The organism is Micromonospora sp. NPDC048040, assembly GCF_055587185.1.
On the sequence record NZ_JBVJGT010000003.1, the window covers coordinates 363,385 to 376,891 of the forward strand.

A 13,507-nucleotide genomic window follows, 5' to 3' on the forward strand; every position below is an offset into this window, starting at 1 on the left:
TATGCCGCAGCCCATCTCGTGAGGCACGCCATACCCCCGGCACCCGTCGCCAGGTGGCGCCCCCTAGCATCGGCCCATGACACCCGGAGAGGGGAGTCCGTTGGTGACTGCTGAGCATGCGCACGCGGAGGGGGACGAGGCCGGTCCGGCGGCGTCCCTAGGCGTGCTCGACGAGATCCTGGCCGGCGTGCGTGAGGACGTCGCCCGGCGACAGGAGCAGGTTCCGCTGGAGCGGATCCGCGAACTGGCCGCCGCCGCGCCGCCGCCGCTGGACGCGTACGCGGCCCTGCGCAAGCCGGGCGTCGCGGTGATCGCCGAGGTGAAGCGCTCCTCGCCGTCCAAGGGGCGGCTGGCGGAGATCGCCGACCCGGCCGACCTGGCCGGCGACTACGCCGCCGGTGGCGCGCGGGCGATCAGCGTGCTCACCGAGGGGCGCTGGTTCGGCGGCTCGCTCGACGACCTGGCCGCCGTCCGCGCCGCCGTCAACATCCCGGTGCTGCGCAAGGACTTCGTGGTCTCCAGCTACCAGGTGCACGAGGCCCGGGCGCACGGCGCCGACCTGGTGCTGCTGATCGTCGCCGCCCTGGAGCAGAACGCCCTCGTCGGCCTGCTGGAGCGGATCGAGTCGCTCGGCATGACCGCGCTCGTCGAGGTGCACGACGAGGAGGAGGCCGACCGGGCGCTGGAGGCCGGCGCCCAGGTCATCGGGGTCAACGCCCGCAACCTGCGTACCCTTGAGGTCGACCGCTCGGTGTTCGAGCGGATCGCGCCCGGCCTGCCCAGCAGCGTCGTCAAGATCGCCGAGTCGGGGGTGCGTGGTCCGCACGACCTCATCCGGTACGCCTCGGCGGGCGCCGACGCGGTCCTGGTCGGCGAGGGCCTGGTCACCCAGAAGAGCCCCCGCGAGGCGGTGGCCGAGCTGGTCAACGCCGGCAACCACCCGGCAACGCCCCGCCCGGTGCGCTGATCCCGCGCCGGTTCGTCAGCACCGAGAGGACGATCCCATGAGCGAGCGCAGCGAGCGAATCATCATGTTCAGTGCGGTGGTGTCTCATGGCGGCACGGAGCGAAGCGGAGTGCGGGCATGAGCGCCGAAGCGCTGGCCGCCCCGGCCGGTCCGCAGCCCGACTCCGCCGGTCACTTCGGCCGGTTCGGCGGCCGGTTCGTACCGGAGGCGCTGGTCGCGGCGCTCGACGAGCTGGACGCCGCGCACCGCACGGCGATGGCCGACGAGTCGTTCCGGGCGGAGTTCGCGGCCCTGCTGCGCGACTACGCCGGCACGCCCTCGCTGCTCTACGCGGCCCAGCGGTTCTCCGCCAAGGCCGGCGCGCGGGTGCTGCTCAAGCGGGAGGACCTCAACCACACCGGGGCGCACAAGGTGCGCAACGTGCTCGGCCAGGCGCTGCTGACCAAGCGGATGGGCAAGACCCGGGTGATCGCGGAGACCGGCGCCGGCCAGCACGGTGTGGCCACGGCCACCGCCGCCGCCCTGTTCGACCTCGACTGCGTGGTCTACATGGGTCAGGTCGACACCGAGCGGCAGGCGCTCAACGTGGCGCGGATGCGCATGCTCGGCGCCACCGTCGTCCCGGTCACCAACGGCTCGCGCACCCTCAAGGACGCGATGAACGAGGCGATGCGGGACTGGGTCGCCAACGTCGACGACACCCACTACCTGATCGGCACCGCCGCCGGGCCGCACCCGTTCCCGGCGATGGTCCGCGACTTCGTCCGCGGCATCGGCGACGAGGCGCGCCAGCAGTGCCTCGACCTGACCGGCGCGCTGCCGGACGCGGTCACCGCCTGCGTCGGCGGCGGCTCCAACGCGCTGGGCATCTTCCACGCCTTCGTCGGCGACCCCGACGTGCGGCTCTACGGCTTCGAGGCCGGCGGCGACGGGGTGGAGACCGGGCGGCACGCGGCCAGCATCACCGGCGGCTCCGCCGGCGTGCTGCACGGCACCCGCACGTACGTCCTCCAGGACGCCGACGGCCAGACCTGCGAGTCGCACTCGATCTCCGCCGGGCTGGACTACCCCGGCGTCGGGCCGGAGCACGCCTGGCTGCACGACACCGGCCGGGCCAGTTACGTGCCCGTCACCGACGACGAGGCGATGGCCGCGTTCGAGCTGCTCTGCCGGACGGAGGGCATCATCCCGGCGATCGAGAGCGCGCACGCGCTCGCCGGCACCCTCAAGATCGCCCCGAAGCTCGCCGCCGAGCTGGGTCGGGAGCCCACCGTCGTGGTCAACCTCTCCGGCCGGGGCGACAAGGACGTCCACACGGCCGGCAACTACTTCGGCATCCTCGACAAGGAGCAGTGAGAACGTGAGCCGGATCGGGGTGGCGTTCGACAAGGCGCGCGCCGACGGGCGGGCGGTGCTGGTCGGCTGCATGCCAGCCGGGTTCCCGACCGTCGAGGGCAGCATCGCCGCGATGACCGCGATGGTCGAGGCCGGCGTCGACGTGATCGAGGTGGAGATCCCGTACTCCGACCCGGTGATGGACGGCCCGGTGATCCAGAAGGCCAGCGACATCGCCCTCGCCGGCGGCGTACGCACCGCTGACACGCTGCGCATCATCGAGGCGGTCGCGGCCACCGGGGCGCCCGTGGTCACCATGACCTACTGGAACCCGGTCGAGCGCTACGGCGTGGACGCCTTCGCCCGGGACCTCGCCTCGGCCGGGGGCACCGGCCTGGTCACCCCGGACCTGATCCCCGAGGAGGCCGGCGAGTGGCTCGCCGCCTCGGACGCGTACGGGCTGGACCGCACCTTCCTGGTGTCGCCCTCCTCGACCGACGCGCGGCTGGCGATGACCGCGGCGCACTGCCGGGGCTTCGTCTACGCCACCGCGATCATGGGCGTCACCGGCGCCCGGGCGAAGACCTCCGACGCGGCGCCGGTCCTGGTCTCCCGGGTGCGGGAGGTCACCGACCTGCCGGTCGGCGTCGGGCTGGGCGTCGGCACGGGCGCACAGGCCGCCACGGTCGCCGGGTACGCCGACGGCGTCATCGTCGGTAGCGCCCTGATCCGCTGCCTGCTCGACGCCCCGGACGAGGCGTCCGGCCTGGCCGCCCTCCGCGCCCTCAGCGCCGAACTCGCCCAGGGCGTCCGCACCCCCACCCGCTGAGGCGGGAGCGTGGGGACGTAGGGGCGCGCGGGGAGTTAGTGGCGGGTCGCCGTGGGTGGATTGGCCCGCTGGCCCGGCGGGTGTCCGGCCGGGGGTGCGACCGCGCCCGGAGTGCTGTCCCTCTCAGCCGCGGTGTCCGGTGGGAGGCTGCCCGGTGCGGGGGTGGGCGGCGTGGTGGTGTGCAGGACGCCGGAGCGGCCCGCCAGCGCGTCGGCGAGCGCGGCCCGGGTGGTCGGCGTGAGCGCCTCCGGCAGAGCCGTGGGGTCGTGCCAGGACGCCCGGCACCCGCCCATCGGCTCGCCGGTCGGCCCCGACCCCCGGACGCGCGCCCGGAAGACGTGCACCAGGACGTCGGGCAGCGGCCCGGCGCGACCGGCCGACGACGCGACCCGGCCCGTCGACGAGGCCGGGGCGGCGGGGCCCGTCGGCGGCGGGGCGGACGCGTCGGCCAGGTGGTAGAGGCCGACCAGGTCCACGACCTCGACCTCCCAGCCCGTCTCGGCCCGGATGTCGCGCACCGCGGCGTGCACCGGGCTCTCCGCCGGCCGCAGCCGGCCGCCCGGGAGTCCGTGGCGTCGCTCGCCCCGGCCCTGCCGGCAGAGCAGCACCCGGCCGGCGTCGTCGGTGACGACCGCCGCGACCGCCCAGGTGAGCGCGCCCATGGACAAAGAGCCTACGGGGGCGCAAACCAGAAGTCACCGGGATCGGGCGACGGTGGACCGGGGTGCCGCCGGAGGGGCGCACGGCGGTAGCGTGTGCATCCGTGACTCTCGCCTCGCTGACCCCCCAGGCGGCCCTGCCCAGCCCCAGCACCGCCGTGTGGCAGCTCGGACCGCTGCCGCTCCGGGCGTACGCGCTGTGCATCATCGTCGGCATCGTGGTGGCCTGCTGGGTCACCGAACGGCGACTGCGCCAGCGCGGCGTCGCCCCCGGCGCGGTGCTCGACATCGCGGTCTGGGCGGTGCCGGCCGGCATCATCGGCGCCCGCATCTACCACGTGATCACCTCGCCGGAGAAGTACTTCGGCACCGGCGGCGACCCGCTGAAGGCGTTCGCCATCTGGGAGGGCGGTCTCGGCATCTGGGGCGCGGTGGCCGGTGGCGCGGTCGGCGCCTGGATCGCCGCCCGGCAGCTCGGCATCCCGTTCGCGGTGGTCGCCGACGCGCTGGCCCCCGGCCTGCCGCTGGCCCAGGCGGTCGGCCGGCTCGGCAACTGGTTCAACAACGAGCTCTACGGCGGCCGGACCACCCTGCCGTGGGGGCTGGAGATCCACCGGATGGACCCGGACAACCCGGGCCACGCGCTGCGGGACGACGCCGGCCGGCCGATCCTCGAGCCGGGGCTCTACCACCCGACGTTCGCGTACGAGCTGCTGTGGAACCTCGGCGTCGCCGCGCTGGTCTTCGTCCTCGACCGCAAGCTGCGCCTCGGCCGGGGGCGGGCGTTCGCCCTCTACGTGATGGGCTACACCGCCGGGCGGTTCTGGATCGAGCTGATGCGCACCGACGAGGCGAACACCATCCTCGGCGTACGCCTGAACGTCTGGACCGCCGGCCTGGTGTTCCTCGGCGCCCTGGTCTACTTCGTGCGGGTGCGCGGGCCCCGCGAGTACCTCGTTCCGGTCGGCGCCGCCGCGACGCCGCCCGTGCCGGCCGACTCCGACGTCTCGCAGGTCGACCTCTCCGCCGCCGAGGCGGGGGCGAAGCCGGCCGCGCCGGAGGGCTACCGGGTGGTCGGCGAGGAGCAGTACCGCCGCTGGCGGGAGACCGGCGAGTTGCCCGCCACGACCGGCGAGGAGACGGCGACCGACACGGACGCCGCGGGCGCTGGCGACGGGTCCGCCGAGCCGGACGGCGACGAGGAGAGCTCGGAGGACCGGGCGGGGGCTGCCGGCTCCCGGCCCGCCGACCGCGACAGCTGAGGGGGAGCACCACATGCGTAGCGCGGTGGTGGTGGGCGCCGGCATCGGCGGCCTCGCGGTCGCCGGCGCGCTGGCCCGCTCCGGGTGGCGGGTCACCCTGCTGGAGCGCGCCGACCGGGTCCGCCCCGAGCCGACCGCCGTGGTGCTCTGGCCCAACGGCGTACGCGCGCTGCGCGCCCTCGGTCTCGGCGCCGGCCTGGAGGCGATCGCCACGCCGCTGCCCGACGGCGGGGTGCGCCGCCCGGACGGCCACTGGCTGGTGCAGCCCCGGCCGACCCCCGCCGACCGGATGCCGGTGGTGGTGCACCGGGAGGACCTGCACGACGCGCTGATCGCCGGGCTGGGCGACGAGGTCGAGCTGCGCACCGGGGTGACGGTGCGGACGGTCCGCGCCGAGCCCGGCCAACGCCCGTCGGTCGGCGACGGCCGGCACACCGTCGAGGCGGATCTGGTGGTCGCCGCGGACGGCACCGACAGCGAGATCCGCCGGCAGCTCGCCCCGGAGTCCGGGGTGGTCAGCTCGGGCTGCGCCGCGTGGCGGGCGGTGATCCCCTGGTACCGCGCGCCGAAGCTGCCCGCCGACCGGCCCGTCGGCGGCGAGGTGCTCGGCGCCGGGTACCGGTTCGTGTCCGCCTCGCTGGGCGAGCGCGGATCCTCCGGCGCCTCCAGCCGGGGCGGCATCTACTGGGTGGCCACGGCCGCCGGGGCGCCGCGCCCGGAGCCGCCGGAGACCCAGCTGGCCCTGCTGCGCCGCTGGTACGCGGGCTGGCCCGCGCCGATCGCTGAGCTGCTCGACGCCACCGACCCGGCGGACCTGGTGCAGCAGGAGATCCGCGAGCTGCGACCGCTGCCCAGGTCGTACGGTTTCCCGGCCGGCCCGGGCGGGGTGGTGCTGCTCGGCGACGCCGCGCACGCCATGCCGCCGCACCTCGGCCAGGGCGCCTGCCTCGCCTTCGAGGACGCGGCGACCCTCGCCTCGCTGCTGCGCGAGTCCCGACTGCCCGACGCCGTGGTCGCGTACGACCGGGCGCGCCGTCCCCGCGCGGCGACGGTGGTCCGGCAGACCCGCCGGATGTCGGCGGTGCTGAAGGCCCGGGGCCCGCTGGCGCTGCGCGCCCGCGACGCCGCCCTCGGCACGATCACGCCCCGCCTGCTCTCGACCGCCGCCACCACGGCCGCCCAGTGGCGCCCCCCGACCTGACCCGCCCACCCCGCCGCGCCAGGGCGGGCGTCAGGGGGTGACGGGGGCGGGCTCGGCGATGCAGGCGGTGCCGACGCGGCGGAAGCCGACGCGGAGGTAGACCCGGGCGATGTCCTCGCTGCCGGCGGAGAGGAAGACCAGGTCGGTGCCGGCGGCGAGCAGCGCGCGGGCCAGCGCGGCCGTGACGGCCGCGCCCAGGCCGCGGCGGCGGGCGGCCGGCAGGGTGGCGATCCCGGCGATCTCGGCCACGTCACCGACCCGCATCGCCATCCCGCTGGCCAGCGCGCCGTCGGCGGGCGTGCCGGCCAGCGCCGACAGTCGCCGACCGTCGGCGATCCGGGCCCGCTCCTCGTCCAGCGCCGCCTCGTCCAACCCGGCCACGGCGGCGTCCCGCTGCGCCGGGCCGGCCTCGCCGCGGTCGGTGCCGGGCACGCCGAACCCGACGGCGGCGACCGCTCGTTGCGCGGCCACGTCCGCCGCGAAGCCGGGGCCCGCCGGGTCGAGCAGCCGCACCGGCACGTCGGTGAGGGCGTCCTGGTCGGGCAGGGCGCCCGGGTCGAGCACCATCAGCGGAGCCTCCAGCACGGACAGGCCCGCCGAGCGGGCCACCGCGAGCAGGTCCGGGGTCGTCTCGTGCACCCACTCGAGGGCCTCGGGCAGGCCGAGTTCGCGCTGCCGTTCGCGCACCGCCGCGACGTCGGCCAGCGACGGCGGCTCGGTGGCGTCGAGCCTGGGCCGCGCGTAGAACGGCCAGCCGGCCCCGTTCCGGACGAACAACACGAGTGCGCCGTGCTCCTCCGTCCGGGCGACGTCCCGGGGCACCGCGTCGTAGAAGCGTTCCAACCGGTCGAACAGGTCCTTCGGCAGGCGATCCACCGGGCGAGACTACACGTCCCAGAGTCTGGAAGGTGTGATCAATCTGCACTGGCCTTGCGCGTTGGACCCTAACGTAGACTCAATAGACCCCTGAGGGCCGACGTCGTCCCGATCCAGATCCATCCTGAGTGACGACAGGAGGCCCGGTGGCCTTTCCGTACCCTCACCGCAGCCCCCAGCAGGCCCCGCACCTCGGCCCGGGAGCGCCCGCGGCCGGGCTCTACGACCCCGCCCAGGAGCACGACGCCTGCGGTGTGGCCTTCGTGGCGGACCTGCACGGACGGCGCTCGCACGCGGTCGTGGTCAACGGCCTCGACGCGCTCTGCCGACTGGACCACCGGGGAGCCCGTGGCGCGGAACCGAACACCGGCGACGGCGCGGGCATCATGATCCAGGTGCCGGACGCGTTCCTGCGCGCGGTGGTCGACTTCCCGCTGCCACCCGCCGGAGAGTACGCCACCGGCCTGGTGTTCCTCCCCGACGACGACGCCGCCGAGGCCCGCGCCCGCCGCGTGGTGGAGAAGTACGCGCTGGTCGAGGGGGCAGACCTGCTCGGCTGGCGGGACGTGCCGGTCGACCCGAGCGGCCTCGGCGAGACCGCCCTCACGGCGATGCCCCGGGTCCGGCAGCTGTTCCTCGCCGCGCACCGGCTCACCGACTCGCCCGCCGGGCCGGCCGGGTCGCCGCTGGGCGGCATCGAACTGGAGCGGGTGGCGTTCTGCGTCCGCAAGCAGGCCGAGCGGGAGAGCGCCGAGCGGGGCGTGGCGGCGTACTTTCCGTCGCTGTCGGCGCGGACCATGGTCTGGAAGGGCATGCTCACCCCCGACCAGCTCCCCGCGTTCTACCCCGAGCTGACCGACGAGCGGGTGGAGAGCGCGATCGCGCTGGTGCACTCCCGGTTCTCCACCAACACGTTCCCGTCCTGGCCGCTGGCGCACCCGTACCGGCTCATCGCGCACAACGGCGAGATCAACACCATCCGGGGCAACCGGAACTGGATGCAGGCCCGCGAAGCACTCCTGCGCAGCCCGAATCTCCCCGGCAACATCCGCCGGGTCTTCCCGGTCTGCACCCCCGCCGCCTCCGACTCGGCGAACTTCGACGAGGTCCTCGAACTGCTGCACCTGGCCGGGCGGAGCCTGCCGCACGCGGTGCTGATGATGATCCCCGAGGCGTGGGAGAACGACCCGGACATGGCCCCCGACAAGCGGGCCTTCTACCGCTTCCACGCGAGCCTCATGGAGCCGTGGGACGGGCCGGCCTCGGTCGCCTTCACCGACGGCGAGATCGTCGGCGCCGTGCTCGACCGCAACGGGCTGCGCCCGGGTCGCTGGTGGCGGACGGACGACGGCCTGGTGGTCCTCGGCAGCGAGGCCGGCGTGCTCGACCTCGACCCCGCCCGGGTGGTCGCCAAGGGCCGCCTCCAGCCGGGGAAGATGTTCCTGGTCGACACCGTCGCCGGGCGGATCGTGCACGACGACGAGATCAAGGCGGAGCTGGCCGCCGCGCAGCCGTACGCCGAGTGGCTGCACGCCGGCCTGATCGAGCTGACCGACCTGCCCCCGCGCGAGCACATCGTCTACACCCACGACTCGGTGCGCCGTCGGCAGCAGACCTTCGGCTACACCGAGGAGGAGCTGAAGATCCTGCTCGCGCCGATGGCGCGGACGGGCGCCGAGCCGCTCGGCTCGATGGGCACCGACACCCCGATCGCCCCGCTGTCCACCCGGCCGCGGCTGCTCTACGACTACTTCCACCAGCTCTTCGCGCAGGTCACCAACCCGCCGCTGGACGCCATCCGCGAGGAGCTGGTGACCAGCCTGGCGTCGACGATCGGGCCGGAGGGCAACCTGCTCGACCCGGGCCCGGCGAGCTGCCGGCAGATCGTGCTTCCGTACCCGGTGATCGACAACGACGAGCTGGCCAAGATCCTCTCCATCGACGAGGACGGCGACCTGCCGGGCTTCAAGGCCGTCCGGGTCTCCGGGCTCTACCGCGTCCGGGAGGGCGGCGCCGGGATCAGGGCCCGGCTGACCGAGATCTGCCGGCACGTCTCCGAGGCGATCGAGGACGGCGTACGGATCCTGGTGCTGTCGGACCGGGACTCCAACGCCGACCTCGCCCCGATCCCGTCGCTGCTGCTCACCGCCGCCGTGCACCAGCACCTGGTCCGCGAGCAGACCCGTACCCAGGTGGCGCTTGTCGTCGAGTCCGGCGACTGCCGCGAGGTGCACCACGCGGCCGTGCTGATCGGCTACGGCGCGGCGGCGGTCAACCCGTACCTGGCCTTCGAGTCGGTGGAGGACATGATCTCCACCGGCGCGCTCGTCGGCGTCGAGCCGGTGAAGGCGGTCCGCAACTACGTCAAGGGCCTCGGCAAGGGCGTCCTGAAGATCATGTCCAAGATGGGCATCTCGACGGTGTCGTCGTACTGCGGGGCGCAGGTCTTCGAGGCCGTCGGGCTGGACTCCCGGCTGGTCGAGCGCTACTTCCGCGGCACCCCGAGCAAGATCGGCGGGATCGGGCTGGACGGCATCCACGCCGAGGTGGCCGCCCGGCACGCCGTGGCCTGGCCGGAGCCGGGCGCCGAGTCCTCCGGGCGGCTGGCGGTGGGCGGCGAGTACCAGTGGCGCCGCGAGGGTGAGCTGCACCTGTTCAACCCGGAGACGGTCTTCCTGCTCCAGCACGCCACCCGCAGCCGCCAGTACGACGTCTTCCGCCAGTACACGGCGAAGGTCGACGAGCTGGCCGCGAAGGCCGGCTCCCTGCGCGGGCTGTTCACCCTGCGTACGGGAGTGCGGCCGGCGGTGCCGATCGAGGAGGTCGAGCCGGCCACCGAGATCGTCAAGCGGTTCGCCACCGGCGCCATGTCGTACGGGTCGATCTCGGCGGAGGCGCACGAGACCCTCGCCATCGCCATGAACCGCCTCGGCGGCAAGTCCAACACCGGCGAGGGCGGCGAGGACGTCGAGCGGCTGCACGATCCGGCCCGCCGCTCCGCCGTGAAGCAGATCGCCAGCGGCCGGTTCGGGGTGACCAGCGAATACCTGGTCAACGCCGACGACCTCCAGATCAAGATGGCCCAGGGCGCCAAGCCCGGCGAGGGCGGGCAGCTACCCGGCAACAAGGTCTGGCCGTGGATCGCCCGCACCCGGCACGCCACGCCGGGCGTCGGCCTGATCTCCCCGCCGCCGCACCACGACATCTACTCCATCGAGGACCTCGCCCAGCTCGTCCACGACCTCAAGTGCGTCAACCCGTCCGCGCGGGTGCACGTCAAGCTCGTCAGCGAGGTCGGCGTCGGCACCGTGGCGGCGGGCGTGGCGAAGCTCAAGGCCGACGTCATCCTGATCTCCGGCCACGACGGCGGCACCGGCGCGTCCCCGCTGAACTCGCTCAAGCACGCCGGCACCCCGTGGGAGCTGGGGCTGGCCGAGGCGCAGCAGACGCTGCTGCTCAACAAGCTGCGCGACCGGGTCACCGTGCAGGTCGACGGCCAGCTCAAGACCGGCCGGGACGTGCTGGTCGCGGCGCTGCTCGGCGCCGAGGAGTTCGGCTTCGCCACCGCCCCGCTGATCGTCGAGGGCTGCGTGATGATGCGGGTGTGCCACCTGGACACCTGCCCGGTCGGCATCGCCACCCAGAACCCGGTGCTGCGGGAACGTTTCACCGGCAGGCCGGAGTTCGTGGAGAACTTCTTCCTCTTCCTCGCCGAGGAGGTCCGCGGCTACCTGGCCGAGCTGGGCTTCCACTCGATCGAGGAGGCCATCGGGCACGCCGAGCTGCTCGACGTCGCCCCGGCGATCGCGCACTGGAAGGCCGGCGGGCTCGACCTGACGCCCGTGCTGCACCTGCCGGAGCTGCCGGCCGGCGCCGCCCGCCGGGGCGTCCGCGCCCAGGACCACGGCCTGGACCTGGCGCTGGACAACGAGCTGATCGCCCTCGCCGGGCCGGCGCTGCGCGACGGCACGCCCGTACGGGTCGAGGTGGCGGTGCGCAACGAGCACCGCAGCGTCGGCGCGATGCTGGGTGGCGAGGTGACCCGCCGCTTCGGCGGGGCCGGCCTGCCCGCCGACACGGTGGAGTTCACGCTGCGCGGCACCGCCGGGCAGTCGTTCGGCGCGTTCCTGCCGCGCGGGGTCACCCTGCGGCTGCACGGCGACGCCAACGACTACGTGGGCAAGGGCCTCTCCGGTGGCCGGCTCGTCGTGCGGCCGGACGCCGCCGCCCCCTTCGTCGACGCCGACGCCGCACCCGGGGAGCGGGCCGAGGACCAGACCATCGCCGGCAACACCATCCTCTACGGCGCCACGGCGGGCGAACTCTTCCTGCGCGGGCGGGTGGGGGAGCGGTTCGCGGTGCGCAACTCCGGCGCGGTGGCCGTCGTCGAGGGTGTCGGCGACCACGGCTGCGAGTACATGACCGGCGGGACCGTGGTGGTGCTGGGGCCGACCGGCCGCAACTTCGCCGCCGGCATGTCCGGCGGGACCGCGTTCGTGTACCGGCTGGACCGCCGCCGGGTCAACGCGGAGCTGGTCGACCTGGCCCCGCTGTCCGACCAGGAGCAGGCCGTGCTGCACGAGCTGGTGCAGCGGCACTTCGCCGAGACCGACTCGGCGGTCGCCGAGGAGCTGCTGAAGCGCTGGCCGGAGGCGGTGGCGGAGTTCACCGCGGTGGTGCCCCGGGACTACCGCCGGGTGCTGGAGATCATGCGGGCCGCCGAAGCCGCCGGCCGCGACGTCGACGACGCGGTGATGAGCGCGCTCTCCGCGCCCGCCGCGAAGTCCATGCCGACCGCGCCCGCCCCGCGGGCGGCGGTCCAGGAGGTGGCTCGTGCCTGACCCGAACGGTTTCCTGCGCTACGACCGGCGGCTGCCGGCGCGCCGCCCGGTGCCGGTGCGGATCAGCGACTGGCGGGAGGTCTACCCGCCCGCCGGCGAGGAGCTGATCCGCGAGCAGGCCACCCGCTGCATGGACTGCGGCATCCCGTTCTGCCACGACGGCTGCCCGCTGGGCAACCGCATCCCCGACTGGAACGACCTGGTCCGTACGGGCGGCTGGGACGCGGCGGTGGAGTCGCTGCACGCCACCAACAACTTCCCGGAGTTCACCGGCCGGCTCTGCCCGGCGCCCTGCGAGGCGGCCTGCGTGCTCGGCATCGGCGGCGGCCAGCCGGTCACCATCAAGCAGGTCGAGGTGGAGATCGCCGACGCGGCCGTCGCGCGGGGCGGCCTGCTGCCGCGCCCGGTGCCCGCGCCGACCGGCCGGTCGGTCGCCGTGGTCGGCTCCGGGCCCGCCGGCCTCGCCGCCGCGCAGCAGCTCGCCCGCGCCGGTCACGCCGTGACGGTGTACGAGCGCGACGACGCGATCGGCGGCCTGCTCCGCTACGGCATCCCCGACTTCAAGCTGGAGAAGGCCCACATCGACCGGCGGCTGGCCCAGCTCGCCGCCGAGGGCGTGCGCTTCCGCACCGGGGTGAACGTCGGCGTCGACGTCACCGCCGAGCAGGTGCGCGCCGAGCACGACGCGGTGCTGCTCGCCTGCGGCGCGTTGCAGGGCCGGGACACCCCGGAGACCCCGGGCCGGCACCTGCGCGGCGTGCACCAGGCGATGGAGCACCTCGTCGCGGCCAACCGGGTGGTCGCCGCGGCGGCCGGCGGCCGGCCCGACACCGCCGTGCTGCCCGACGGCACGCCCATCGACGCGGCCGGGAAGCACGTGGTGATCATCGGCGGCGGCGACACGGCGGCGGACTGTCTCGGCGTGGCGCACCGGCAGGGCACGGCCGGCGTACACCAGCTCGACCTCTACCCGCGGCCGCCGCAGGCCCGCGACGAGGCCCGGGACCCGTGGCCGACCTGGCCGTGGCTCCTGCGCAGCTACCCGGCGCACGAGGAGGGCGGCGAGCGGGTCTTCGCCGTCGCGGTGCAGGAGTTCGTCGACGACGGCACCGGGCAGGTGCGGGCGGTGCGGATCGCCGAGGTGAGCGTGGAGAAGCGGGACGGGCGGCGGATCGTCACCCCACTGCCCGGCTCGGAGCGGGAGCTGCCGGCCGACCTGGTGCTCCTGGCCATCGGGTTCGAGGGCACCGAGGCGCAGCCGCTGCTCGACCAGTTCGGGGTCGTCCGCAACGCGCGCGGGGCGGTCGACGCCCGGCCGGACTGGCAGACCGACACCGACGGCGTCTTCGTCGCCGGTGACATGCACCGGGGCGCCTCGCTGATCGTCTGGGCGATCGCCGAGGGGCGGGCGGCGGCCGCCGCGATCCACGCGTACCTCGGCGGGGTCGGAACGCTCCCGGCCCCGGTGGACCCGGCCCGGCAGCCGCTCGCGGCCCGCTGACCACCCGCTCGGACCCGACGTGGCCCCGGCCTGCGC

General features: G+C 74.9%; 9 protein-coding genes. 7 read left to right on the forward strand and 2 right to left on the reverse strand.

Going from position 1 to position 13,507, the window contains the following annotated elements; genetic code table 11:
- Positions 1-163: 163 nt before the first annotated feature.
- The 3 genes from trpC (at position 164) to trpA (ending at position 3,131) form a co-directional block, all read left to right on the forward strand.
- Positions 164-967 carry an indole-3-glycerol phosphate synthase TrpC gene (trpC, locus tag ACZ6O2_RS06245; protein WP_350681602.1) on the forward strand — a complete coding sequence of 268 codons (804 nt, stop codon included), beginning with the start codon at positions 164-166 and terminating at the stop codon, positions 965-967.
- A 117-nt stretch (positions 968-1,084) separates the two neighbouring features.
- Positions 1,085-2,323 (forward strand): tryptophan synthase subunit beta, encoded by a 1,239-nt coding sequence (trpB, locus tag ACZ6O2_RS06250; protein ID WP_466022177.1) that lies wholly within the window; start codon positions 1,085-1,087, stop codon positions 2,321-2,323.
- A 4-nt stretch (positions 2,324-2,327) separates the two neighbouring features.
- A complete protein-coding gene (gene trpA, locus ACZ6O2_RS06255) occupies positions 2,328-3,131 on the forward strand; it encodes a tryptophan synthase subunit alpha (protein ID WP_466022178.1) in 804 nt (267 codons plus the stop codon).
- 35 nt (positions 3,132-3,166) lie between these two features.
- On the opposite strand, the gene ACZ6O2_RS06260 is transcribed toward trpA, so the two are convergent.
- The gene (locus ACZ6O2_RS06260; protein ID WP_466022179.1) at positions 3,167-3,793 is read right to left on the reverse strand and encodes an NUDIX hydrolase; all 627 of its coding nucleotides are present in this window, start codon (positions 3,791-3,793) and stop codon (positions 3,167-3,169) included.
- 101 nt (positions 3,794-3,894) lie between these two features.
- Here ACZ6O2_RS06260 and lgt point away from each other — a divergent pair, with 101 nt between their 5' ends.
- Positions 3,895-5,052 (forward strand): prolipoprotein diacylglyceryl transferase, encoded by a 1,158-nt coding sequence (gene lgt, locus ACZ6O2_RS06265; RefSeq protein ID WP_350709280.1) that lies wholly within the window; start codon positions 3,895-3,897, stop codon positions 5,050-5,052.
- Positions 5,053-5,065: 13 nt separating this feature from the next.
- A complete protein-coding gene (locus tag ACZ6O2_RS06270; protein WP_466022180.1) occupies positions 5,066-6,253 on the forward strand; it encodes an FAD-dependent oxidoreductase in 1,188 nt (395 codons plus the stop codon).
- A gap of 30 nt (positions 6,254-6,283) precedes the next feature.
- Here the strand turns inward: ACZ6O2_RS06270 and ACZ6O2_RS06275 are convergent, their stop codons facing one another.
- On the reverse strand, positions 6,284-7,120 hold the full coding sequence (locus ACZ6O2_RS06275; RefSeq protein ID WP_466022222.1) for a GNAT family N-acetyltransferase: 837 nt from the start codon (positions 7,118-7,120) through the stop codon (positions 6,284-6,286).
- Between the two features lie 155 nt (positions 7,121-7,275).
- Between ACZ6O2_RS06275 and gltB the strand changes: the two genes are divergently transcribed.
- A complete protein-coding gene (gene gltB / locus ACZ6O2_RS06280; protein WP_466022181.1) occupies positions 7,276-11,970 on the forward strand; it encodes a glutamate synthase large subunit in 4,695 nt (1,564 codons plus the stop codon).
- Positions 11,963-13,471, forward strand: coding sequence for a glutamate synthase subunit beta (locus ACZ6O2_RS06285; RefSeq protein WP_363705088.1), 1,509 nt, complete (start codon positions 11,963-11,965; stop codon positions 13,469-13,471). The genes gltB and ACZ6O2_RS06285 overlap by 8 nt, the downstream gene beginning before the upstream one ends.
- The last annotated feature ends 36 nt before the right edge of the window (positions 13,472-13,507 follow it).

Coding starts and splice junctions, on each gene's coding strand:
- trpB (WP_466022177.1), top strand. CDS start 1,085: ATGAGCGCCGAAGCGCTGGCCGCCCCGGCCGGTCCGCAGCCCGACTCC.
- ACZ6O2_RS06260 (WP_466022179.1), bottom strand. CDS start 3,793: ATGGGCGCGCTCACCTGGGCGGTCGCGGCGGTCGTCACCGACGACGCC.
- ACZ6O2_RS06270 (WP_466022180.1), top strand. CDS start 5,066: ATGCGTAGCGCGGTGGTGGTGGGCGCCGGCATCGGCGGCCTCGCGGTC.